This window comes from Paraburkholderia sp. J10-1 (assembly GCF_905220165.1).
GTDB lineage: Bacteria > Pseudomonadota > Gammaproteobacteria > Burkholderiales > Burkholderiaceae > Paraburkholderia.
In genome coordinates this window covers 635,923-659,708 of the sequence record NZ_CAJMYW010000001.1, presented here as the reverse complement: position 1 = coordinate 659,708, position 23,786 = coordinate 635,923, and the positions used below count along the sequence as shown (strand labels likewise).

At 65.2% G+C, this 23,786-nt stretch carries 24 protein-coding genes; 19 read left to right on the top strand and 5 right to left on the bottom strand.

What is annotated here, in order from left to right:
* Nucleotides 1–107 precede the first annotated feature (107 nt).
* Nucleotides 108–1,352, top strand: coding sequence for an NADH:flavin oxidoreductase/NADH oxidase family protein (locus U5A65_RS02905; RefSeq protein ID WP_321945421.1), 1,245 nt, complete (start codon nt 108–110; stop codon nt 1,350–1,352).
* A gap of 33 nt (nt 1,353–1,385) precedes the next feature.
* On the opposite strand, the gene U5A65_RS02900 is transcribed toward U5A65_RS02905, so the two are convergent.
* Nucleotides 1,386–2,009: a glutathione S-transferase gene (locus tag U5A65_RS02900; protein ID WP_321908402.1), complete on the bottom strand. Its 624-nt coding sequence runs from the start codon at nt 2,007–2,009 to the stop codon at nt 1,386–1,388.
* A 176-nt stretch (nt 2,010–2,185) separates the two neighbouring features.
* Here U5A65_RS02900 and U5A65_RS02895 point away from each other — a divergent pair, with 176 nt between their 5' ends.
* Nucleotides 2,186–2,845: a glutathione S-transferase family protein gene (locus U5A65_RS02895; RefSeq protein WP_321945420.1), complete on the top strand. Its 660-nt coding sequence runs from the start codon at nt 2,186–2,188 to the stop codon at nt 2,843–2,845.
* Nucleotides 2,846–2,919: 74 nt separating this feature from the next.
* On the opposite strand, the gene U5A65_RS02890 is transcribed toward U5A65_RS02895, so the two are convergent.
* A complete protein-coding gene (locus U5A65_RS02890) occupies nt 2,920–3,552 on the bottom strand; it encodes a CGNR zinc finger domain-containing protein (RefSeq protein ID WP_321908407.1) in 633 nt (210 codons plus the stop codon).
* Nucleotides 3,553–3,724: 172 nt separating this feature from the next.
* Between U5A65_RS02890 and U5A65_RS02885 the strand changes: the two genes are divergently transcribed.
* From U5A65_RS02885 to U5A65_RS02815, 15 genes are all read left to right on the top strand, one after another.
* A complete protein-coding gene (locus U5A65_RS02885; RefSeq protein ID WP_321908409.1) occupies nt 3,725–4,420 on the top strand; it encodes an alpha/beta hydrolase in 696 nt (231 codons plus the stop codon).
* Nucleotides 4,421–4,467: 47 nt separating this feature from the next.
* Nucleotides 4,468–5,319 carry an alpha/beta hydrolase gene (locus U5A65_RS02880; RefSeq protein ID WP_321945419.1) on the top strand — a complete coding sequence of 284 codons (852 nt, stop codon included), beginning with the start codon at nt 4,468–4,470 and terminating at the stop codon, nt 5,317–5,319.
* Between the two features lie 35 nt (nt 5,320–5,354).
* Nucleotides 5,355–6,125, top strand: coding sequence for an SDR family oxidoreductase (locus U5A65_RS02875; protein ID WP_321945418.1), 771 nt, complete (start codon nt 5,355–5,357; stop codon nt 6,123–6,125).
* 356 nt (nt 6,126–6,481) lie between these two features.
* Nucleotides 6,482–6,826 (top strand): DUF3649 domain-containing protein, encoded by a 345-nt coding sequence (locus U5A65_RS02870; RefSeq protein WP_321908414.1) that lies wholly within the window; start codon nt 6,482–6,484, stop codon nt 6,824–6,826.
* Entirely contained in the window at nt 6,823–8,436 is a 1,614-nt protein-coding gene (locus U5A65_RS02865) for a PepSY-associated TM helix domain-containing protein (RefSeq protein ID WP_321945417.1), read from the top strand. The genes U5A65_RS02870 and U5A65_RS02865 overlap by 4 nt, the downstream gene beginning before the upstream one ends.
* Entirely contained in the window at nt 8,436–8,717 is a 282-nt protein-coding gene (locus tag U5A65_RS02860) for a DUF3325 domain-containing protein (protein ID WP_321908417.1), read from the top strand. The genes U5A65_RS02865 and U5A65_RS02860 overlap by 1 nt, the downstream gene beginning before the upstream one ends.
* A gap of 197 nt (nt 8,718–8,914) precedes the next feature.
* Nucleotides 8,915–10,081 (top strand): porin, encoded by a 1,167-nt coding sequence (locus U5A65_RS02855; protein WP_321945416.1) that lies wholly within the window; start codon nt 8,915–8,917, stop codon nt 10,079–10,081.
* A gap of 314 nt (nt 10,082–10,395) precedes the next feature.
* Nucleotides 10,396–10,869 (top strand): glycine zipper family protein, encoded by a 474-nt coding sequence (locus U5A65_RS02850; protein WP_321908419.1) that lies wholly within the window; start codon nt 10,396–10,398, stop codon nt 10,867–10,869.
* A 190-nt stretch (nt 10,870–11,059) separates the two neighbouring features.
* Nucleotides 11,060–11,638: a YSC84-related protein gene (locus U5A65_RS02845; protein WP_321908421.1), complete on the top strand. Its 579-nt coding sequence runs from the start codon at nt 11,060–11,062 to the stop codon at nt 11,636–11,638.
* 12 nt (nt 11,639–11,650) lie between these two features.
* Complete coding sequence (locus U5A65_RS02840) at nt 11,651–12,238, top strand: copper-binding protein (protein ID WP_321908423.1); 588 nt, start codon at nt 11,651–11,653, stop codon at nt 12,236–12,238.
* Between the two features lie 95 nt (nt 12,239–12,333).
* Nucleotides 12,334–12,720 (top strand): response regulator transcription factor, encoded by a 387-nt coding sequence (locus tag U5A65_RS02835; RefSeq protein ID WP_321908425.1) that lies wholly within the window; start codon nt 12,334–12,336, stop codon nt 12,718–12,720.
* Nucleotides 12,721–12,803: 83 nt separating this feature from the next.
* The gene (locus U5A65_RS02830; protein WP_321908427.1) at nt 12,804–14,147 is read left to right on the top strand and encodes a paraquat-inducible protein A; all 1,344 of its coding nucleotides are present in this window, start codon (nt 12,804–12,806) and stop codon (nt 14,145–14,147) included.
* The gene (locus U5A65_RS02825; protein ID WP_321908430.1) at nt 14,131–15,756 is read left to right on the top strand and encodes an intermembrane transport protein PqiB; all 1,626 of its coding nucleotides are present in this window, start codon (nt 14,131–14,133) and stop codon (nt 15,754–15,756) included. Before U5A65_RS02830 ends, U5A65_RS02825 begins: the two co-directional genes overlap by 17 nt.
* Nucleotides 15,753–16,388, top strand: a complete 636-nt coding sequence (locus tag U5A65_RS02820; protein WP_321908432.1) for a PqiC family protein — start codon at nt 15,753–15,755, stop codon at nt 16,386–16,388. The genes U5A65_RS02825 and U5A65_RS02820 overlap by 4 nt, the downstream gene beginning before the upstream one ends.
* Nucleotides 16,389–16,407: 19 nt before the next feature.
* Nucleotides 16,408–17,250: a hypothetical protein gene (locus U5A65_RS02815; protein WP_321945415.1), complete on the top strand. Its 843-nt coding sequence runs from the start codon at nt 16,408–16,410 to the stop codon at nt 17,248–17,250.
* Between the two features lie 18 nt (nt 17,251–17,268).
* On the opposite strand, the gene U5A65_RS02810 is transcribed toward U5A65_RS02815, so the two are convergent.
* Together U5A65_RS02810 and U5A65_RS02805 are read right to left on the bottom strand one after the other, a co-directional pair.
* The gene (locus U5A65_RS02810) at nt 17,269–18,186 is read right to left on the bottom strand and encodes a DUF2950 domain-containing protein (protein ID WP_415764042.1); all 918 of its coding nucleotides are present in this window, start codon (nt 18,184–18,186) and stop codon (nt 17,269–17,271) included.
* An 11-nt stretch (nt 18,187–18,197) separates the two neighbouring features.
* Nucleotides 18,198–19,685 (bottom strand): DUF3300 domain-containing protein, encoded by a 1,488-nt coding sequence (locus U5A65_RS02805; protein ID WP_321934563.1) that lies wholly within the window; start codon nt 19,683–19,685, stop codon nt 18,198–18,200.
* 1,095 nt (nt 19,686–20,780) lie between these two features.
* On the opposite strand from U5A65_RS02805, the gene U5A65_RS02800 reads away from it, so the two are divergent.
* Both U5A65_RS02800 and U5A65_RS02795 read left to right on the top strand, forming a co-directional pair.
* Nucleotides 20,781–22,079 (top strand): HAMP domain-containing sensor histidine kinase, encoded by a 1,299-nt coding sequence (locus U5A65_RS02800; RefSeq protein ID WP_321934562.1) that lies wholly within the window; start codon nt 20,781–20,783, stop codon nt 22,077–22,079.
* The gene (locus U5A65_RS02795) at nt 22,076–22,711 is read left to right on the top strand and encodes a response regulator transcription factor (protein ID WP_321908439.1); all 636 of its coding nucleotides are present in this window, start codon (nt 22,076–22,078) and stop codon (nt 22,709–22,711) included. The genes U5A65_RS02800 and U5A65_RS02795 overlap by 4 nt, the downstream gene beginning before the upstream one ends.
* 31 nt (nt 22,712–22,742) lie before the next feature.
* Here U5A65_RS02795 and U5A65_RS02790 read toward each other — a convergent pair whose 3' ends face one another.
* Nucleotides 22,743–23,744: an AraC family transcriptional regulator gene (locus U5A65_RS02790; RefSeq protein ID WP_321934561.1), complete on the bottom strand. Its 1,002-nt coding sequence runs from the start codon at nt 23,742–23,744 to the stop codon at nt 22,743–22,745.
* Nucleotides 23,745–23,786: the final 42 nt, after the last annotated feature.

Sequence of the window (23,786 nt, the reverse complement as noted above, 5' to 3'; positions counted from 1 at the left end):
GTCCAGATGCGGCTAGTCCGGGCTGCCCTTGTTCACCTCGCGAAAGGGGTTGACATTAAAGTTGACTTCAACCTTAAAGTCGAACCTCGATCCAACGAGGTGAACCGATGAACGTGTTCGACAAACTGCCATTGCCCAACGGGTCCGTGATCCGGAACCGCATCGCCAAGGCCGCCATGGAAGAAAACATGGCTGACGCCGACCACGCCCCGTCCGGGCAACTGATGCGTCTGTATCAGGCGTGGGCGCAAGGCGGCGCCGGGTTGCTCATTACCGGCAACGTGATGGTCGACAGCCGCGCCATGACCGGACCGGGCGGGGTCGTGCTCGAGAATGACAAGCACCTCGAAGCATTCCGGCGTTGGGCGCAGATCGGCCGTTTGAAGGGCGCGCAATTCTGGCTGCAGATCAATCATCCGGGACGGCAGATGCGGGCCAATCTTGGCCAGCAGACATGGGCGCCTTCGGCTGTCCCGCTGGCGCTGGGCAAGATGTCGAAGCACTTCAATACGCCCCACGCGATGACGAGCGAAGTGATTGAAGACGTGATCCAGCGCTTTGCGCGCACGGCGCGGCTGGGCGAGCAGGCCGGCTTCACGGGCGTCGAGATCCACGCGGCGCACGGCTATTTGCTAAGCCAGTTTCTTTCCCCGCTCACTAACCTGCGAACGGATCAATGGGGCGGTTCGCTCGAGAACCGGGCTCGCCTGTTGCTGGAGATCGTCAAAGCCGTTCGTGCGGTGGTTTCCCCGCGGTTCGCCGTGGCCGTCAAGCTGAACTCCGCCGATTTCCAGCGCGGGGGGTTCAGTGCCGACGATGCCCGGCACGTCGTGACGTTGCTGAACGATCTGGCGGTCGACCTGGTGGAACTGTCCGGGGGCAGCTATGAAGCCCCGGCCATGCAAGGCGATGCTCGCGATGGGCGCACCCTGGCCCGCGAAGCCTATTTCGTGGAATTCGCCCGCGATATCCGGACGATCGCGAAGATGCCCGTGATGGTCACGGGCGGCATTCGCCGCCGCACCGTTGCCGAACAGGTCATTGCGAGCGGGGTGGACATGGTCGGTATTGGCACCGCCCTGGCGATCGATCCGGGTTTGCCCCGCGACTGGCGTGCCGGCAAAGACAACGCGCCGGCGCTTGCGCCAATCACATGGAAGAACAAACCGCTGGCCTCGCTGGCCAACATGGCTGCAGTCAAGTTTCAGTTGCGCAGATTGAGCCGGGGAAAGACGCCTGATCCGACAGTGTCGCCGTTGCGAGCGCTGATCGTGCAACAACTGGCGGACGTGGCGCGCACCCGCAAATACCGGCGCTGGATGACGCAGCGCCTGAACGTCAGCGTCGGATAGCGGCGCCTGATAGGCAAACCCGCGCGCCGTTCCTCACGGCACCCCGTTCGCGCAATGCAACGCAAACCCGGGGCGTTCGGCGAGCCGCTCGAAATACGCGGAAACGGCGGGCAAACGGGGATGCTCGAACGGCGTGCCGAACCAGCGGTTCACCGACAACCCAACGGGAATATCCGCAAGCGAAAATTGCGAGCCGGCAACGAACGCGCCGGTTGCCTGCAGCCGCGCGTCGAGAATGCGCATGTGGCGGGTCCAGGTGTCGACCGAAAGGGCAATGTCGTTCGTCGCCTGGTGAGCGGGCGACGCTCGGACCAGACCGAGAAATGCATAGCTCCACGAGCGGTTCAGATCGGTCGCCTGCCAGTCCATCCATTGATCGACGCGCGCGCGCATCACGGCATCGGCAGGATAGAGATGCGCGCCGCCATAGCGCGACGCCAGATAGCGGATGATGGTGTTCGACTCCCACAGAACGAAATCGCCGTCCTTGATGACCGGCACGAGCGCATTGGGATTCAATGCGAGGAACTCGGGCTCATGTGTCGAGCGAAAGCCCGCGCCCCAATCCTCCCGCTCGAAGGGAAGGTTCAATTCGACACAGGTCCAGAGCACCTTGCGAACGTTGATGGACGATGCCTTGCCAAGGATGTTGAGCATATCGAGAGGGCCGGGAAGGGAAACCGCACGCGTGCACGATACGTCACGCGTCGGGCCGGCGCCATGTACAGTTGCCCGAACACGCGCCGCTGCAGTGCCTGGCCGCGCTTGCAATCCGCACGCAACCGGCGCATGGTTCAACGACTTGCCCCCCGCTCGAATCAGGAGACTCGACGATGTCGCTCGCGCTATATGGTCACCCGTTTTCCTCGTACACGCAGAAAGTGCTCGTCGCGCTGTACGAGAACAACACACCGTTCGAATTTCGCGGCATCGGTCCGGATTCGCCCGAACATACGGCGCAGTGGCTGCAACGCTGGCCGCTGCGCAAGTTTCCGGTGCTCGTGGACGGCGAGCGCAACGTTGCGGAAACAAGCATCATCATCGAATACCTGCAGCTCGAGCATCCCGGGCCGGTACGCCTGCTGCCCGCCGATCCCATGGCCGCGCTCGACGTGCGCTTTCTCGACCGCTTTTTCGACTTGCATGTCATGACGCCCGTGCAACGCGCCGTGGACGGCGCGTTGACCGGCGACCCGGCGAGGCGCGACGAAGGGCGGGCCTTTGCGGCCGAAAAGCTCGAACTTGCTTATGCATGGCTCGAAGGCCATCTCGCGGGCAAAACCTGGGCGGCGGGCGAGCACTACACGATGGCGGATTGCGCCGCGTCTTCGTCGCTTTTCTACGCGGACTGGACGCATCGCATCGCCCCGGCGTATCCCGTGCTGCGCGCCTATCGCGAGCGCCTGCTCGCGCGGCCTTCGTACGCGCGTGCCGTGAACGAGGCGCGGCCATACCGCCCGCTCTTTCCGCTCGGCGCACCGGATCGCGACTGACGTGATTCGGTAAGGTATCCGAATGACTGCGCGAAGAAAAAGTACAGAGAGACAAGCCTGCCTGCACCAACGCCTCAGGCGCTTTCGCGCTCCTTAAGCCGTTTGCGGTGCGCGGCAACTTTCGCCCGATTCCCGCAGATCGCCATGCTGCACCAGCGGCGCGCGTGGCCGCGCGTGTGGTCGGCGAAGAGCAGCGTGCATTTCGGCCCTTCGCACGCTTTCACGTGCGTGAAGTCTTGCTCGCACACCAGTTGCGCCAGCGCTTCGGCAATCGGCATCAACAGCGATTCCGGCGTTTTCCAGCGCCGGTTCACGCGGTACTCGAACGCCGCCGCGCCTTCGCGACCGGCTGCAACGACCTCGCCGTAGCGATCGTCGCGCGCGAGCAGGTCGTTCAGCAGCGCAAGTTCGCCCAGATCAGAGCCGGCTAGCGGCCGGCCTTTTCTTTCCCGCACGAAGCCCCGGAACCATTCGCGCAGGGCGCGCGCCTCGCCAGCAACCGTGTCGAACTCGGCGGCCGTGAACTGCGCGCGCAGGGCGGCGAGCGCCGATGCGGGGACCATGCCCGCCTGTTCGAGCCACGACAGCAAACCTTCACCGTCGGCGATCCAGTCGAAGGGCACGTCCACCGGTGTCGCGACCGAGTTCAGGAAGTCGAGTCCGGGCGCGTCGGCCACGAATATCGCAGGGATTGGACGGTAGTCCATGTTCTTGCCGCAAAAAGGGTAATCAGGGTGCATTCAGTGTAACCATCAAAATCGTTCTTGACAAGTTACATCACCGATGAGTAACCTCTAAAACGTCGTTTGTATGGTTACTCACGGTGACGGCGCAGCGCGATCGATGTCGCGATCAGCGCCACTTTCCTGGGAGCAGGGCATGTCTCACGGCAATACGAGGGTGGTGCTGGCGCACGGCGCATGGGCGGACGGGTCGAGCTGGAGCAAGGTGATCGAACGGCTGAGCGGTCAGGGCATCGACGCGGTGGCCGCGCCGCTTCCGCTCACATCGCTCGGTGACGACGTGGCGGCGCTCGAGCGCACGCTCGAACGCGTCGACGGGCCGGTCGTGCTGGCCGGTCATGCGTACGCGGGCGCCGTAATCGGCGCGACGCGCGCCGCGAACGTCGCGGCGCTGGTGTACGTGGCCGCGCTCGCGCCCGACGAAGGCGAGACCGTGGCCGACGTGTTCTATCGCGGCAAGACGCACCCGCAGGCGCCGCAACTCGCGCCCGACCGCCACGGCTGGATCTGGCTGCCGCACGAGGCGTTCGCCAATGCGTTCGCACAACACGCCACGCCGCAGGAGGCGGCGGCGCTCGCCGCAATCCAGCGTCCCATTGCGGCGGCATGCATTGGCGAAGCGGTGGCGCGTCCGCGATGGAGAGACCGCCCGGCCTGGTTTCTCGTCGCCGGCGAGGACCGCATGATCGATCCCGGCACGCAGCGCTTCATGGCAAGCCGCATGAACGCCCAGATCCACGCCCACGAAGTCGACCACACGCCGAGCGTCACGGCGCCCGACGCCGTGGTGCAAGTCATTGCCGAAGCTGTTCGGTCCGTCTCTTCGCGCTGACCCGCGCGATTGTCCATTCATCTGTCCGTTCATCTCTGGAGGAACCCATGGCAGCCATTACCTACCGCCGCGCCGATGTCGACGGTTTCAACGTGTTCTACCGCGAAGCCGGGCGCACCGGCGCACCGAAGCTCCTGCTCCTGCACGGCTTTCCGAGCGCCGGCCACATGTTCCGCGACCTCATTCCGAAGCTCGCCGAACGCTTCCATATCGTCGCGCCGGACCTGCCGGGCTTCGGTCAATCGGACTTGCCGGACCGGGACCAATTCGCGTACACGTTCGAGAACATCGCGAACGTGATCGCGCGCTTTACCGAACGCATCGGCTTCGACCGGTTCGCGGTGTACGTATTCGACTACGGCGCGCCCACGGGCTTTCGTCTCGCGCTGGCGCATCCCGAGCGCATCACGGCGATCATTTCGCAAAACGGCAATGCCTACGAGGAGGGCCTCAGCGACGGCTGGAATCCGATTCGCGCTTACTGGCAGGACCCGTCGCCCACGAATCGCGACGCGCTGCGCGCCATGCTCACGCGCGAAGCGACGATCTGGCAATACACGCACGGTGTGCCCGATGCGTCGGCGGTGTCGCCGGACGGCTATTCGCTCGACGACTACTACATGAACCGACCCGGCGCGCGAGAGATCCAGCTCGACCTGTTCCGCGATTACCGCAGCAACGTGGCGCTGTACCCCGCGTTTCAAGCGTACTTCCGCAAGCACCAGCCGCCGTTTCTCGCCGTGTGGGGCAAGAACGATCCGTTCTTCCTGCCGCCCGGCGCAGAGGCATTCAAGCGCGACTTGCCGCAAGCGGTGGTGCGCTTTTTCGACACCGGGCACTTCGCACTGGAAACGCACGCCGACGAGATCGGCACGGCGATCACGCAGTTTCTCGAATGATGATTCGCCATACTGATCGAACGAGGAGTGGGAAGATGTTTGGAAAAGTCGCAATCGTAACGGGCGCAAGTCAGGGCATTGGCCGATCGACGGCCGTGAGGCTGGCGCGCGACTTCGACGCTGTCGCCGTGGTGGCGCGCAACCGCGAGCAACTCGAGCAGACCGCCGCGCAGGTGAGGGAGGCAGGCGCCGAAGCGCTCGTCATCGACATCGACCTGTCGCGAGTCGAAGCTGCGCGACACGTGGTGGAGCAAACGCTCGCGGCGTTCGGGCGCATCGACGCGCTGCTCAACATTGCGGGCGCGGTGCCGCAGATCGATCTGTTCGAAATGACCGACGAGCAATGGGAGGCCGGCCTCGCGCTGAAACTGCACGGCGCGAGACGTTTGACGATCGAAGCCTGGCCGGCGCTGAAGGCGAGTTCCGGCGCGGTCGTGCTGATGTCGGGCAATTCGGCCGTGTTTCCGAAGGCGCCCTATGCGGCAGTCGGCACGATCAACGCGGCGATTGTCGCGCTCGCGAAGGCGTTTTCGGACCGCGGCATCGCAGACGGCGTGCAGGTCAACAGCGTGCTGCCCGGTCCCGTGATGACGGGCCGCCGCCAGTCGTATCTGGAGCACTGGGCGCCGCTGCACGACATGAGCGTGGCGGAAGCTACGGCGAAATTCCCGGCCGAAGCGGGCATTGCGCGGTACGGCACGCCCGAGGAAATTGCCGAATTGATGGCGTTCATCGTCTCGCCCAGCGCGCACTGGATGACCGGCACGACGCTCAGAATGGACGGCGGCGAGGTCAAGTCGATCTGAGCGCCGAAGGCGCGCCGGGAGCTGTGCTGGCGCGCCTGGTCGTACGAGATGGATGCATGAACAACCAATGACGCAGGCGCTCGCCTGCGTTTTCGCATGGGTCCGCCGTTTTGCCCACATGGCGCGTACCGGGTATCATCACGACCTCGTCGGTAATACATCAACGCCCCCCAATACGATCCGGACACCTCGCGTGAAGCGCAGGTGAGCATTGGCGCGCGCCTGCGCAGGCCGCCGCGCCCTGGTGCAGATCGACATCTCAAGCTTGCAGGAAGCGTCATGAAACGAGTTTTGGCGGGGTTATTGCTGTCTACGCGTTCGCCGGGGGGCGGCGCCGCAGCCGCGCGAGCGGCGGCATGAGCACAACGCTCGCATTCATGCGTCGCGCGGGCCCGCTCGCCGCGCGTATTGCCGGCGCGATTGTCGGCGGCTATGCGCTTGGCGCACTCGCGAGCGTGGCTGCGCTCGCGCTGCCCATGAGCGCACCGCAAGGCGTCATCACGGGCATGCTGGCGAGCTTCATTGTCTACACGGGCGCGGTGATCTGGGTATTTCTCGCGCGAAGCGCGCGGCGCGCGTGGGCCGGCTTGCTGCTCGCGGCGCTGCCGCTCGCATTGGCGGCGTGGTGGGCTTCGTCGTCGGTTGCGTCCGCAACGTCTACTGAACCCGGCGTAGCGGCGGCGGGAGGCACGCACACATGACGCAATCGGACAAACAACCGCAAGCCCGCGGCGTGCGTCAGAGCATGTCCGGTCTCCACACGTGGGCCGGCTTGCTCGTTGGCTGGATTCTCTACGCGATGTTCCTGACCGGCACGGTCAGCTACTTCAAGGAGGAGATATCGCAGTGGATGCGGCCTGAAATCGCGCACCAGCAGGTCGCGCCCGACCCCGCCGCCGTCGCGCAGCGCGTCAACGGCACGCTCGAAACGCTTGCGGCGGGCAGCCCGCAGTGGAGCATGCAGCTGCCGACCGAACGCAGCAATATCGCCAGCGCGTTCTGGCGCATGCCCGCTACGGCGTCAGGCAAGCGCGCCTTCGGCGAAGCGACCTTCGATCCCGCAACGGGCGACAAGGTCAGCGCGCGCGACACGCTGGGCGGCGAGTTCTTCTATCGTTTCCATTTCCAGTTCTACTACATGCCGGTGATGTGGGGACGCTGGCTGGCGGGGCTGTGCGCGATGTTCATGCTCGTGGCGATCGTGAGCGGCGTGATCACGCACAAGAAGATCTTCGTGGACTTCTTCACCTTCCGCTGGGGCAAGGGCCAGCGTTCCTGGCTGGACGCCCATAACGCGCTTTCGGTGTTCGGCCTGCCGTTCCACCTCATGATCACGTACACGGGTCTCGTCACGCTGATGACGATGTACATGCCATGGGGTGCGCAAATCGCGCTGAAGACGCCTGCGCAGCGCGAAGCGCTGGCCGCGCAGATGAGCGCGTATATCCAGCCCGGCAAGCCGCTCGGCGTGAAAGCGCCGCTCGCGCCGGTAGACGCGATGGTGCGCGAAGCACAGGCGCGCTGGGGACGAGACAACGTGCTGCGCGTGACGGTGACGAACCCCGGCGACGCGAGCGCGCGCGTGGCCGTTTCGCGGGGCGAGGCCGAACGCGTGTCGACGAGTCCGCAGTACCTGCTGTTCGACGGGGTGAGCGGCAAATTGCTCAGCGTGAACGACAGCGTGGGCGGGGCGGCCGAAACGCGCGGCGTGCTGTACGCGCTGCACATGGGGCGCTTCAGCGACCTGCAGTTGCGCTGGCTGTATTTCATCGTGAGCCTCGCGGGCACGGCGATGGTCGGCACCGGGCTCGTGATGTGGACGGTGAAGCGCCGCCAGAAGCTGCCCGATCCCGAACGGCCGTACTTCGGCTTTCGCGTGGTGGAGCGACTGAACATCGCGAGCATCGCCGGACTCTCCATTGCGATGACAGGCTACGTGTGGGCCAACCGTCTGCTGCCGGTCTCGCTCGCGCATCGCGCGGACGCGGAAATCAACGCGTTCTTCGCGATCTGGGCGGCCACGTTGTTTTACGCGCTTGCGCGCCCCGCGAAACGCGCGTGGATCGAGTTGCTGTGGCTCGCGGCTGCCTTGTTGGCGTTGTTGCCCGTGCTCAATGCATTGACCACCCAGCGCCCGCTTTGGCGCAGTCTCGCCGATGGCGACTGGGTTTATGCCGGCTTCGATCTGATGATGTGGGCGTTTGCCGCACTGCACGCGGTGCTCGCGCTACGCACGGCGCGGCACCGGCCGCGCACGAAGGCGGTGGGCAAGCGCGGCGTGGACGCACTCGCGGCACAGGAGGACGTGTGATGCCGGTTTTCGCTTTGCTGCTGTGCGTGAGTGCTTTTACGTGTCTCGCGATGGCGATGGAGCGTCATCAGGAGGCGTTGTTCCGCGCGCGGTTGTCCGCCGCGCTTGCCCGTGTTCTGCGCTGTGCGGGTTGGTGCGCGCTATTCGTTGCGCTGTGGCTCGCGGTGGCGGGCAAGGGCTGGGCGCTTGGCCTCGTCTGGTATAGCGGATGCACGAGCCTCGCCGCAGGTATCGTGTATGGACTCCTGATTGTTTATGCGCAGCGGATTTCAGTGCGATAGGAAGAGGGTTTTTCGGCATTTGCAAACATGCCGGTATCAAGGCGTTATGTAAGTTGCGGTTACAGAGCGCCGGCCTTCAATCGTACCGTATTCAGTGTCTTGCGCCGACAACGGAACCAATTTCACGCGCAGGTCGTTCCAAAGCAAGCGACTAATATAGGAATACCGATTACCCGGTGCGTGAAGGAGTTGCAAACATGAAAAAGCTTGCGCTTATGTTGCTTCCTGTTCCGCTTTCCATGCTGGCGCCGGTGGCACAAGCGCAAAGCAGCGTCACCCTGTATGGCGTGATCGACGAAGCCTTCCAGTTCGTCCACAACGCCGACGCCGAGGGAAACAACCTGTATCGGATGCAAGGTGGCAATCTGCAAGGGTCCCGCTGGGGAATGAAGGGAACGGAAGACCTGGGCGGCGGCTTGAAAGCGATCTTCCAGCTGGAAAGCGGATTCGATATCAATAGCGGCACTTCGGAACAGGGCGGACGCCTGTTCGGCCGCCAGGCATTCGTGGGTTTGACGCACTCGCAGTACGGCACGCTGACACTGGGCCGCCAGTACGATCCGGTCGTCGATATGGTCCAGCCGCTTACCGCAGACAATTACTGGGGCAGCACGTTCGCCACGCCGGGCGACGTCGACAACAACGACAACAGCTCTCGTACGAACAATGCGATCAAATATCTCTCGCCGCAATTTGCGGGCTTCCAGGTCGAAGGCATGTATGCGTTCGGCGGCGTCGCGGGCGCGACGGGTTCGCAGCAGACCTGGTCGGCGGCAGCGAGCTATGTGACTGGCCCGTTCAGCATCGCGGCAGGTTACTTGCGCATGTATAACGCAAACTCCACCATTCCACGGACCAACTGGACCAGCACCTCGGACGGCACGTTCGATGGCGGTTTTCAGAACCTCGCATACGAAACGGCCAAGTGGGTCGGCATTGGCTCCGTTGCCCTGCAATACGTGGCCGGCCCCTTTACGTTCGGCGGCCGGTATAGCAACGCGCAGTACAAGGCCGACGCCCAGTCGCTGTTCCCATCGAACCAGCGCTACAACGTTGCTGGCGGTTTCGTGAACTATGCGCTCACGCCGGCGTCTCTCGTCGGGATTGGCTATACGTGGACGCACAGCGCGGGCGACACCTCGGCAACCTATAACCAGGTCTCGCTGGGCGGCGACTACAACCTCTCCAAACGTACCGACGTGTACCTTGTCGGCGCGTGGCAGCACGCCAACGGCACGCAGCGCGTGCCGACCGCTACGGGCTCCATCCTGACCACCGCGGTGGCTTCCGTGGCGGACTATGGGCTCAACGGCAGCTCGAGTTCGCAGTTCATGGTGAGTCTCGGCATCCGTCATAAGTTCTGATCGGGCCGCGGCATCCGCCCCGGCACGCCTTCTGCGCCCGCCGCACCGCATGGCCGCTCCGGCCGTGCGCCGGCGGGCGCGCCATTTCGCCTTCGAGCCGCCTTTCAGCCGCGCCAGGTGGCGGTAGGACCATGGTCTGATTGTCTTCGCTGTACCGCTCCCACATCATTGAACGGACCACTGCGCCGGCCGCACGGTGCAGTGTTCGCCCTGGATTTGGGCGTTGTGCCGACAGCACGGCGCTCGCTTCCCAACCTCCCGCCGATAGCAGCAGGCGTAATCGGCGCGCTCTCGCACGCGCCCAAGGAGTTGATATGGATACCTATATAAATCGCCGGACAGGCGCTCTGTGCGCCGCCGTGCTGCTTTTGGCGAGCGCCGCGCAGGCAACGCCTATTGCTTATCCCGCGAAGGGGCAGAGCGCACAGCAACAGCATGCGGACGAATCGGCCTGCTACTCCTGGGCGAAGAGCAACACGGGAATCGACCCGAAACAGGTTGCGGCGACACCACCGCCGCCTTCGGGCCCTGCCGTGGGCGGTGGCCAACGTGTTCAGGGCGCGGCGCGCGGCGCGGCGGGCGGCGCGGTGATCGGCGCGATTACCGGCGACGCGGGTAGAGGCGCGGCGGTAGGCGCTGCGGCCGGAACGATGGTGGGCGGCTCGCGCGCGCGCCAGGACCGGCGCGCGCAGCAGGCCAACGCGCAGCAACAGCAGCAGGGCGCCATTGACACGTTCAACCGCGCGTTTGCCGCTTGCATGCAAGGGCGCGGCTACACGGTCCAGTAAGACCCGCCGTGCCTCGGGGCGGCGTAAGACCAAGGTCCGATTTGTCCGCTGCGATGCGTCTGCGACTATGTCACTGAACGATGAGCCACGCTTGGCAACGATGTGCGAGCAACGTCTCATTCAGGCGTGACGTTCGATCCGCATACGTGAGTGCTGTGTCCGGGCTGTAAAAACTCAATGGAGGACAACGATGAAGCGACGGATTTTTGTGCTTACGGCGGCTGCTGCGGCTGGGCTGGCCGTTGCGGGGTGCAGCACGACCACGAGCAGTGGAACGAGCGGCGCGACCGACGCGGCAAAACGCCAGGAAATCGATGCGTCCGTGGACGGGACGATGTCACGGCTGTTCTCGACGGTCCCAGGCTCGCAAGAACTGGTTTCCAAGGCGCAAGGCGTGCTGGTGTTTCCTTCGGTCGGGAAGGCGGCGTTCATCATCGGCGGGGCATATGGGCAGGGCGCGCTGCGCGTAGGTGGAGCGACAGTCGGGTACTACAGTACGGCGGCCGCTTCGTTCGGCTTGCAGGCAGGGGTGCAGTCGACCGCGGTGATTTTCCTCTTCATGACGCAGGACTCGCTCGACAAGTTCCGCAACTCCAAGGGCTGGTCGGTTGGCGGCGACGTTGCCGTTACGCTCGTCAAGGTCGGTGCGAATGGCCAGATCGACACGAGAACCGCAACGGCGCCGGTCCAGGCGATCGTGATGACCAATACGGGCATCATGGCCGACGCGTCGGTAGCCGGCACGAAGGTGACGAAGCTCGATCTGTAACAGGAGGTCGCGATGCCGTACCTCAAGTGGGTTGTTTCAGCGGCCATTGTCGCCGCGGCACAGCTTGCCGCGGCGCAGGGGCAGACCACGGCCAACGTGACGCACGAGCCGGGCAAGGCAACCGTGACCGGCATGCATACGGTGACGGCGACCATCACGAAGATCGACGCCGATACGCGCACCGTCACGCTCAAGCGCCACGACGGCAAGCTGGTCGAAGCCGAGTTGGGGCCGGAAGTCAGAAACTTCGCTCAGCTAAAGGTTGGCGATGTCGTGACCATGACCTATAAGGAATCGCTTACGCTGAGCCTGAAAAAGGGAGGCGGCGAGGAGACCTCGATACAGGAAACGCCGCAAGTCGAGCGCGCGGCTGCCGGCGAAAAGCCCGGCGGCATGGTCGGGCGTCAGGTGAAGGTGACGGCGAATGTCGTGTCGGTCGACGCGAAGACGAAAACGGTCACGTTGATGGGACCCGAAGGCGGGACGATGGACCTGCACGTCGAGGATCCCCAGCAGCTCGCGAACGTGAAGGTCGGCGATCAGGTCGAGGCTGTGTATACGGAAGCGTTCGCCGTATCCGTCAAGCCTGCACACAAGTAGTCGCGCATGGGGCAGCCGCTTGTGCCCGGGACGCCGGTCGGCGCGTACGGCGGCGCGGGTCTGGCTGTCCCATCGGTAACCGAGCGCACAGTCATATGAGCAACGTGACACGATCCGTGGCCGTCGTCGACGACGAGGTGTCGGTCGGGCGAGCCATCCAGCGCTTGCTGAAGTCGGTCGGCATCGACTCCGACGTGTACACCAGCGGCGAGGCATTTCTCAACGCGCTGGCGGCTGCGGCGCCTCATGCGCCGACGTGCGTGATCCTCGATATCCAGATGCCCGGCATCAACGGTATCGAAGTGCAGCGCCGGCTGGGCGGCACCGGCATACAGTGCATCGTTATTACGGCGCACGACGATGCGCGCGTGCGCGAGCAGGCGCAGGCAGCCGGGGCGGTCGCGTACCTGCGCAAGCCGTTCGACGACTCCGCGCTCATAGGTGCGGTCCACGCGGTGCTTGGCGTGGCGCCGCCAGGCTGACGCCACGCAGGCCGAACCGGTACAGCGACGATGCAGCGACCACGCCACGAACACGCCACGACCGGCGCCAGGGAGGCCCCGCGATGAAGCGCGCCGAGCTTCTTGTTTGCCACGACTGCGATCTCATGCAGCGCGGCGCGGCTTGTCCGCCTCGCGGCACGCTGCGATGCGTGCGCTGCAACGCCGAGCTGGAGCGGGATCTCCCGGAAAGCCTCGGACGTGCGCTTGCGTTCGCGTTGGGCGCGCTCGTGCTGTTCGTCATCTCCAACCTGTATCCGATCGTCGGGCTCGCGGTGAACGGCAATCTCGTGCTCACGACACTGTGGCATTCGGTCGAGATTCTCTATCTCGACGGCATGTGGCCCATCGCGGCGCTGGTGTTCGCCACGACGATCCTCATGCCGGGCATGCAGGTCGCCTGTCTGCTCGCCCTTCTCGTGCCCCTTGCGCTCAACCGCGCGCCCTGGCGGGCGCCGGTCCTGTTTCGCGTGCTGTACATCGCACGGCCCTGGGGCATGACCGAGGTGCTGATACTTGGCCTGCTGGTCGCGCTCGTGAAGCTGTCTCATATCGCAACCGTCGTGACGGGCGTTGCATTGTGGTCGTTTGGCGCGTTGATGCTGGTGCTCGCTGGCGCGAGCGCGGCGTTCGACGCGCGCCAGTTCTGGGCGCGCGTGGCGCGCGCGAAGCAGCAGGCCAACGCAACCAGGGCGGCCGGCGTAGCCGCAGTGCCCGACGTGACAACGAGCTTCGCGCCTGGCGAGGCGGCCGGAGCACGAGGCGGCCGGATTGCAGGCACGCTCACGGGTGCTGCGTGCGGGATCGCGCGCTGCCACGCGTGCGGCATGCTCGCGCGCATGCCGGCGGCCGCGCATGCCGCAACGTGCCCGCGCTGCGGCAGCGCGCTGCATATGCGCAAGGTCGCGAGCCTCTCGCGCACGTGGGCGCTCCTGGTCGCGGCGGTGGTGCTGTACGTGCCTGCGAACGTGCTGCCCGTCATGGACACGAGTTCGCTGTTCGGCACGCAGAAGGACACGATCATGAGCGGCGTGGTGTATCTGTGGGTGTCGGGCTCGTGGCCGCTCGCGCTGCTCGTGTTCATTGCCAGCATCGCGGTGCCCATGCTGAAGATTCTCGGGCTTTCGTATTTGACGTGGTCCACGCAACGCCGCTGGACGTGGCTGCCCGAGCAGCGCACCCGCATCTACCGGCTGATCGAACTGGTCGGCCGCTGGTCGATGCTCGACATCTACGTCATCACGATGCTCGTTGCGCTGGTGCAGTTCAACGCACTCGCCACGATCAAGGCGGGGCCCGCCGCGATCGCTTTCGGCGCGGTCGTGATCCTCACGATGTTTGCCGCGAACATGTTCGATCCGCGTCTGATCTGGGACGCTGTGGAGCGCGAGAATGGCAGCCCCAGGTAACGACAATTCCCTGCCGGATCTGCCCGAGGCGAAGCCGGTGCAGGGCTCGCGCTGGCGCATGCAGATCGTCTGGCTCGTGCCGATCGTCGCGGTGCTCATCGGCGGCTGGCTCGCCGTCAAGGCCATCGTCGAGGAGGGGCCGACCATCACGATCAGCTTCAAGACCGGCGACGGCCTCGAGGCCGGCAAAACGAAGATCAAGTACAAGGACGTCGATATCGGCGTGGTGAAGGCGGTCACGCTCTCGCCCGATCACAAGCGCGTGATTGCGACGGGCGAACTCGTGAAAGACGCCACGAGCATGCTCGTCGACAACACACGCTTCTGGGTCGTGCGCCCGCGCATTTCGGGCGGCACCGTGTCGGGCCTCGGCACGCTGCTGTCGGGCTCCTTCGTCGGCATGGACGAAGGCAACTCCACCAAAACACGCCACGACTTCGTGGGACTCGAAGTGCCGCCGGTGATTCCGAGCGACATTCCGGGGCGCGAATTCGTGCTGCACAGCATGAACATGGGCTCGCTCGATGTCGGCTCGCCGGTGTTCTTCCGTCGTCTTCAGGTCGGGCAGATCGCTTCCTACGAGATGGACCCGAACGGCCGGGGCGTGACGCTGCGCGTGTTCGTGAACGCGCCTTACGACAGGTTCGTGCGCAGCGACACGCGCTTCTGGCACGCGAGCGGACTGGACGTGTCGCTGAGCCCCGACGGCGTGCAGATCAACACGCAGTCGGTGGTGTCCATGCTCATTGGCGGCGTGGCGTTCGAATCGCCCGATGCCGAGACCGGCGGCGAGTCGCCCGAGGCCGACGCCAACGCGAAGTTCGAACTCTACGCCACGCACGCCGACTCGATGAAGGTGCATGACCAGATTGTCGATACTTACGTCGTGACCTTCTACGATTCGGTGCGCGGGCTGACCGTGGGCGCGCCCGTCGACTTCCGCGGCGTCGTGATCGGCGAGGTGACACGCATCTACACGCGCTTCGACCCCGAGAAGAAACAGTTCAGCATTCCTGTTGAAATCAACCTGTATCCGGAGCGGTTTACGTCGCGCTACCAGGATGGCAAAGCGGGCGGACGGCTCAGTGCGCAGCCGCGCCAGCTTGCCGAGTTCCTGGTGGCCAACGGCTTCCGGTTCCAGCTGCGCTCGGGCAACCCGCTCACGGGACAGCTCTACGTTGCCTTCGATGTTTTCCCGGACACGCCGAAGGCGAAAATCGACTGGTCGAGAACGCCGCCCGAGTTGCCGACCGTGCCGCGCACGCTGCAGTCGTTGCAGGATTCGCTCACGCGGCTGCTCGCCAAGCTCAACGGCATTCCGTTCGACGCGATCGGCGCGAACGCCGAGCGCACGCTGCGAAACGCGAACGAGGTGATGGCGAAACTCGGCACCGACGTCGTGCCGCAGGCGCACGACACGCTTTCGGCCGCGCAGTCCACGCTCAACTCGGCCACCGACGCCTTGCAGCCCGACTCGCAGCTTCAGCAGAACACGAGCGACGCCATGCGCGAACTGGCCCGCACCGCCGCTTCCGTGCGCATGCTCACGGACTATCTCGAGCGCCATCCCGAGGCCGTGGTGCAAGGCAAACCAGGAGGCAAGCAGTGAACCGCCGCAACGTGACCTTGCATACCGCGCTCGGCGCTGCGCTGGTGTGGCTCGCCGGATGCTCCTCGCCGTCGCCTACCTTCTATGCGCTGCGCGCCGATGACGGGAGCGCCGCGACAGCGGCCGCAGCGCCCGCCGTCCCAACCGGCGCTGCCGCGCTCGACGTCGTCGTCGGTCCCGTGACCGTGCCCGACATGGTGGACCGGCCGCAGATCGTCACGCGCAATCCGGACAACACGATCGCGATGAACGAGTTCGCGCGCTGGGCCGCGCCGCTCAAGCTGGACATCGGGCGCGTCGTTGCGGCGGACCTCGCGCAGCGGCTCGGCGCGGCGCGCGTTTCGACGGTCGATGTGGGCGCAACGCCGCCGCCGGTCTGGCGCGTTCGCGTGGATATCACACGCATCGACAGCGTGCTGGGAGATTCGGTGACGATCGACGCGCAGTGGATCGTTAAGCCGCCCGGTCACGCGGCGCTGACGCTCGGGCACACGCTGGCGCACGAGAAGGTGACGAGCCAGGACTACGGCGCGCTCGTCGACGCGCATGATCGCGCACTCGCCGCCATCAGCGCCGACATAGCCGCGGCGATACGCGCCGACCACCCAACAGTTGGCAGTGCGACGGATTGAGCGCACCACGCGGGTTCTCATGAAGACGTTGTGTTGTGCGTTGCTGGCGCTGGGCACGACGCTGGCGTTGACGTTGGTGGCGGCCCACGATGCCCGGGCCAGCGTGCCGCGCAACGAGGACGCGCCGGCGGGACTCTTCGCGGTGCTCGATTACGTTGTCGCGCCCGCTGAGCCAACGTCCCCGCAAAGCGCGCCTGGCTTGAGCGAGGCCGGCGTGGAGCAGGAGACGATCAAGGCGCGCATTGTCGAAGCGTGGTTCTACAGACTGCGCGCGGACCCGGCCGTCGCGGTCGCCCTGCCCGGCGGCGTGGCGGGTCTCGAAGCGCGCTTGCGCGACGACGCGGCGCGCGAGCGCCTGATCCGCAGTGGGATTGCGCGCCTGACGCCGCCAGACCGGTTGGCGTACTTCACGCTGCTCGCGAAGTACATGAGCCGCGTGGCGCGCGGCAATTGCCAGGGGATCGCGAGCGTGCAGGACATCGCCGACCGTATTTCGATCGGCAGCATGAGCGATGCCGACACGGCCGAATACTTTTCGTTGCTCTACCGCGTGGTGATCCGTTCCGTGCTTGCGGCGCCGCTCACGCTGCCCGCGCCCGCGGCGTACGAGAGCGCGTTGCGGCATCTGGACGATGCGGTCAACGCGGCGCTTGCGGGCGATCCGCTCGCCGTGGCGCGGCTCGAACGCGTCACGAACGGCGGGCCCGGCGCCACGATGGCCGACATCTGCTGGGCGAGCGCGGTGCTCATGCGCTCGACGGCGGCGATGAGCGGACCCGATCGCGACGCGTTGCTGCTCTATATGCTCGGCGAAGGCGCAGCGGTGCGAACACCTGCCCGCGATTCCACGCATGCGCGTTGATCGGGCCGGCGTTGCGCGTCAGGGCGAAGCCTTTGACCAGCCCGGACCCGGATCGAATGACGTCATCGCTTCGGCTTTCGCCGCGCCATCGGGGCCGAGATCGCGCTCGTAGACCTGGCCGTCGTGGCTCACCATGAACGTCTTGATGCCCGTGTCGCCATAGCGCACCGGCCATGCGACGACGCCGAAGCCGCCGAACAGCTTGCCGTGGGCCATGTAGTTATACGCGCCGCCCGGCGCGTGCGGCCCCTGAGAGGTCAGCAGCTTGTAGTGGTAGCCGTAGTAGCCGGCGTTTTCGGTGTTGCGCGCGCCGGCTGTGGCAAATGCGACGCCTAGCGGACTTGGCGCCTGGTCGGCGTCGGTCGGCCAGTACAGGCCGTCCTGTTTGCCCGGCGAACTCGCGAGCTTGCTGGCGTAGACCAGCATGTCGCTGCCGTCGTGATACGCCTGCGCATATTCGCGTTGGGCGTCGTAGATCGCGAGCATCGTCTGCATCACGGCAAGCTCGTTGCGGCCGATGCGGCGCACGCGCATTTCCTCGACACCGGCCTGCGTGTCGAAGTGCCAGCCGTGAGCGGTCTTGACGAGCGGAATCGGAAAGGTCCACCCGTCGTCGCCAACGGCGATGGCCGCATGATTTGCATCGGTATCCTGAATGGTGTGCGAAACCTTCCATTCACTGAGGAATTTGTCGCGGAGCTCGGCGCCCACCGGCGGGATCAGCTGGCGGAAATCCGCGCCGAAGAGCGTGCGCAATTCCGCTTCGTCGTTGCCGGCCACAGCGTTGCCGAACGCCGCCATCGCCGCGTCGGGCGTGGAGAAGGTGCTTTGCCCGGCGGCGAAGCAAGGCCGTGGCGCGTACGCCATGAGCGCGATGGCGATAGCCGCTGCGGCTGCCGCGGTTGCCGCCGGACGGAGAATCTCATGTCTGTTCATCGCCGTTCTCCCTAGCGTCTGCCGCCGCCGCGTCCGCCGCCACCGCCGCGCATGCCGCCGCCGCCGCCGCTTGGGCGATTGAACCCCGAGGATTGCATGCTGGAGCGGCCGCGGCTCGCGTCGCGCTGCGTGGCGCCTCCGCCGCCAACCCCCTGGAAGGCGCTGTCACGTCCGCCGCCGCCGTAGCCTCTGCCACCGCCGGCACCGCCGCCATACCCGCCGCCCCCGCCGCCTGCGCCGGCGCCCGCGCGATTGCCTGCGCCGGCGTTGTTGCTCACGCCCGCGCGATTGCCGCCCGCGTTACCGCCGGGACCGTTACCGCCAGGACCGTTGCTGCCGAGATTGCCGCGATTGCCCGCGCCCCCGTTGTCGGCGATGTTGGCGCGGTTGCCGACACTTGCGTTATTGCCCGCGCCGCCGCGATTGCCGCGATCTCCGCGATCGCCGAGATTGCCCTGATTCGCTTGATTCCCGCGGTTGCCATTGCCGAGGCCCTGGCCGCCTGCACCGCCGCCCCCGCGGTTGCCCGCGCGATCGGCCACGTTCGCGCCGCCTGGGCCACTCTGGCCGTTGCGGCCGCGATAGTCGCGGCGTCCGTCGGCGCCCCCCACGTTGTTGCCGAATTTTTCGCGCGTGGCGTTGTCACGGTACGCAACGCCCTGGCGATGGCTCGAATCGTGCTTCCACTTGCCTCCCTGAACCTTCGTGCTGTCGAAATTTCGATTGACGTTGCGCGCCTTGTTGACGTTGACGTTGACGTCGCCGCCGCCCCAGTTGCAGTTGCTGAAAATCGCGCCCGCTGCGGCAATGCCCACGCCCCATGCGAAGCCGGTCGCCAGCGCGGCGCCGGGATAGTAAGCGGGATATGGCGGCCAGGCGTACGGCGGGTAAGCCGGGGCGCTCCATGCGCCGTATACGACCGTGGGGTTGTACGCGGGCACGTAAATGACCTCGGGGTTGGTGGGTTCGATCTTCACGATGGTCTGGCCGCCCTGCGCGGGCGGCTGTTCGACCACGACTTGTTGCTGCTCGTTGCTCTTCAGGTTGCCCGAGTCCTGCGCGCGCGAGCGCAGGCGCTGCACGGCGGCGAGCACATCTTTTTCCTGGGCGAGAAACGCGTCGCCGAGCTTCTGGGTCCAGTCGAGCTTGTCGCTCATCGGTTCGAGCACCTGCGGGAACGCTACGAGCGATTTCACGCTCGTGTCCCACGACTGGTCCTGCACGGCCTTCACGGCGTCGTCGCCCTTCACCTTCGGGTGCTCCTTGACCCAGCGCGCCGCGTGCACGATTTCCAGCGGGTAGGTGGAGGCCATCAGGACCTGTGCCAGCACCGAATCGGGGTAGAGCGCAATCGGCGCGACGAGCGCTTCCAGCTCCTCGGGTTTGTAGGGGGCGGGCTGCGGCGCGTCTTGCGCGCGCAGCGTCTGGGCGCCTGCGAACAGCAACGCGAACACGAGCAGGCAGACCGTGTGCATGCGTTGTTTGATCCATGAAGTCATGGCCGATCCTTCCATTCGTTTGCTCAACCGGAGTACGGGACGGATAGCGACAACGAGACTGGGCGAGCGCGTGCGCGCGCATTCTTCCTTTTCGAGTGTGGCGAGGCGGGGCGGCCCACGCGTATAGTCCGGTAAGCTGCCTCGTGATGGCAATCGGACCAGAGTCCTATTGACACCGCAACAGCTGCGCAACGATGCTATTCGTTCGTCGAAGCGAGCAGCGTGGATACCTGGAGGTCCAGAATGAAAATGTGTTTTGCTGCGCGGTGTGCGACGGTGCTCCTGCTTTGCGCGCCCGTTTTCATGTCCGAGGTATATGCGCAAGCGGGAACGATGGGGACGAGGCAGATGCGGGACGTGCAGCGCAAAGCGGAGCAAAAGGCCCGCTCGAACCAGTCTCAGCAGAATACTCAGAAGAACGCGACGCAGCATCATGCGGCGAGCGCACCGGCGCCGGCTTCGGCGCCTTGATCGACAACGACATCAAACGTGCCGCCGCGCGTGAAAAGTGTGACTGATCGCGCCAGTCATTGAAAGCGATTTCAGCCTGAAATAATGATCGCGGTTATTTCATTGTCGATAAACCAGATAATTAAGAATACACAAAAAAAGATATTTATTCATATTGAATGGATATCAATATCGATTGTGCGGTCCAATATCGAATTCGAATAAAATGTTCGCAAATATCTCCCGTAAATAGTCAGTGTATATCGGCAATCATACGCACATTAAAGCCCTGCTGGGCTTGAGCGGCGGCGTGTACGGAAAAAATTATCGAAAACAATTGCACCGGGGATCAATCATCGGCAATTTCTTTCATATAATTAACGCGCGGCGAAAGCGTATGGACACGCTGTTCCGCAACGATGATTCCATCCAGTCTTTTCTTCAATGAATGACTCATTCTCCGCAACTGCCGGAGCGTTCTTCAAAATCTAAAGCAGGCAGTAGTCGGTATTGGGGCGCGCAACCTGGCCCCGCGAACGGCCGGAATTCTGGTGCTCGTCAAATCCGCCCCGCCTGGCGCCGAAGCGTTTGAAGCGATCGAAACGTTTCTCACGCCGCAGCGGGGCAGCGTAGTCGGAGGACACCGTGATCAGGGCAGACATGGGGAACGAAAAACTAAAACTGAACAGATCGAGAGCCGAGCATGCGGCAGCCAGCCTGCTGGCATGGCTCGATAGAATCAAGCCACACAGTCTCCCGAACTCGAAGGCATCGGCCGCGGCCAAAACCGGCCACGTATCGGCGCAGGCCACGCAAGCCATTGCGCAAAGTGTGCACAGCGTGCTCGAAGTCGTGCCTGCAGCGGCGCTGGTGATCGACGAAACGGGCAACGTTGCGTGGGCGAATGGCATGGCCACCCGCGTACTCGGCTACGCCCTGGGCGAATTGATCGGCATGCGTGTCGAAACCGTGCTCGTGGCCTGGCGAAGAGACGCGCGCCCTGTATCGTTCGCCGCCCTGCAAGGCGCAGAAGGGATGCCGCACAGCACGACGCGTGTCGCTATCGCGCGCACGAAGAACGGCGCCGATCTCGACGTTCACGTGAGCGCTTCGGCGACGCTCGCCGCCGGACCGGCGGCGCGCATGGTGGTCGTCATCGAACCGGAACGTCGTGATGCGGCGCTCGCGGAACCCGGCAGCGAACCACGCCGGCTGCGCCGGGAACGGGCGTCCGAAGTGGGCGACATGGCCGCCGCGCTCGCGCACGAAGTCGACCAGCCGCTCACGGCCATTCTGAGCAACGCGCAGGCGGCGCAGCGGTTTCTCGCCCAGAACCCGCCGGCTTTGAGCGATCTGCGGGAACTGCTCGGCGAGGTCGTGTCCGATAGCACCCGTGCGCACGCGATCATCCGCAAGATGCGCCAGTCGGCGCGGTGCGAACCGTCCGAGATGTGTCCGGTCGATGTGGGCAGCCTCGTGCGCGACGTGGTTCGCCTGCTGCGCCGCGAGACGGAAACCTGTGGTGCGGCTGTGGGCGCACGCATCGAAGACGGGCTGCCGCAGGTGCATGGCGATGCGGTCCAACTGCAGCAGGTGCTCGTCAATCTGCTGTTGAACGCGTTCGACGCGGTGCACGACTGCCGCCCCGAAGATCGCAGGGTGTGCATCGTCGTCACGGCCAGCGAAGATCGCGGCAAGGTGCGCCTCGCCATTCGCGATCATGGGCCCGGTGTCGACGCCGACCGGCTCGTCACGCTGTTCAAGCCGTTCATGACGTCCAAGCCGCAAGGGCTGGGCCTTGGCCTCTCCATCAGCCGCACCATTGTGATGGCGCACGGCGGCCAGCTGTGGGCCGAGCGCAACGCCGATCGCGGCCTGACCTTCCATATCGAACTTCCTGCTCAGGGCGCGTACGTGCAGACGAATACGCGTTTTTCACCATGAACTCGCCAACCCCCATCGTGTTTGTCGTGGACGACGACGAACACGTTCGCAACGCGCTGAGCCGCTTGCTGCGATCCGGCGGCTACACGGTGGAGGCCTACGGCAGCGCGAGCGCGTTCCTGCATGGCGCGGATCTGACGAGCGCGCCGGCGTGCCTGCTGCTCGATCTCCAGTTGCCCGACTTGAGCGGCATTGAATTGCAGCAGCGGCTCGAGGGCAGGGTGCCGATCGTCTTCGTTTCGGCCCACGGCGACATGGGCACGGCGGTGCAGGCGATGAAGGCGGGCGCATCGGACTTCCTGACGAAGCCGATCGACGCGAGCGTGCTGTTCGAGGCCACGTCGCGTGCGCTCGAGCGCGGCTGCCAGCTGTTCGAACAACGCGAGCAGCACGCCGAGATCCAGCGCCGCGTCGAAAAGCTGACGCCGCGCGAGCGCGAGGTCATGGCGCTCGTGGTGATCGGCCGGCCAAACAAGCTCGTGGCCGACGAACTGGGCGCGGCGGAGAAAACGATCAAGATTCACCGGGCCCGCGTCATGGAGAAGATGAAAGCGAACTCGCTCGCCGATCTGGTGCGCCTCATGACCACGTTCGACGCCGACGAGCCGCATCCGCTTCGGCATACGGGCTGAGCGAGCTAAGGGGCAGGGCCCCATGGCCCTGTCACTTCAAATGGCTATTGCGCCAGTCGCGCGGCGTCATGCCAAAGCGCGCGCTGAACCAGTTCGTGAACGAGCCCTGCTGCGCATAGCCGAGCAGGTCGGAAACCCGCCCGATGGGGTAGCGCGGGTTGCTCATGTAGCGCACCGCGAGTTCGCCCCGCACTTCCTCCACGAGCCGCGTGAAGCTCGTACTGGCGGCCCCGAGCTGGCGCTGCATGGTGCGCACGCTCAGGCGCAGATACTCGGCCACGCCCTCGACACTGGCCCGCTCGAGCGGCAGCAGCAGGTAGATCGCCTTGCGCACCTCGAGCGCGGCGGAATCTTCACCTGTCACGTTGAGCGAATCAGCGAGGCTTTCCGCGTAGCGCACCAGCTCGGGGTCGGCGGCCGGGTTCGGGTAGTCGAGGTCGGCGGCCGCGCATACGAAGCCGTTGAAGTCGCTGCCGAATTCCAGCGGGCAGCCGAAAAAACGCCGGTGATACGTGAGGCTGGGCGGCGCCCGATGAACGAAGTGCACCGCGCGCGGTTTCCAGTGCTCGCCCAGCAGCGCGCTGGAGTGGCGCGCGAGCACGCCCACCGCGAGTTCGATGGCCTGGTAGGTCGGCGTGCCGGGATCGACAACGAGTTCCTCGCGGATCGTGACGGTCGCGCCCGTATCTTCGACATACACCGCGAGCGCCTCGTTGAGCAGATGCCGGTACTCGGCGGTGGCGAGCAGCACCTCGCGCAGCGTGCGCTTGTGCGCGAGCAGGATGTTGACCACGCCGCTGCCGAACTTGTGGCGTGTCTCGGCCATTTGCAGCGCGAAGGTCGGGCACGACGCCTTTTCTGCCGAGCGCTCCAGCAAGCGGCACGCGGCGGCGGCGGGAATGCGGTGGTCCGGGTTCGCGAGCGCCGCGGCGTCCACGCCCGCCTCGTGCGCAAGCTCGACCGGGTTCAGTCCCACGCGCTTCGCCACGTCGAAATAGCCGCTCAGCGAGACCGAGCTCAGAGTCGTTTCCATGGTCGTGTCTCCTCGATGCCGCGCTCTCGCCGCGCCTTTTAG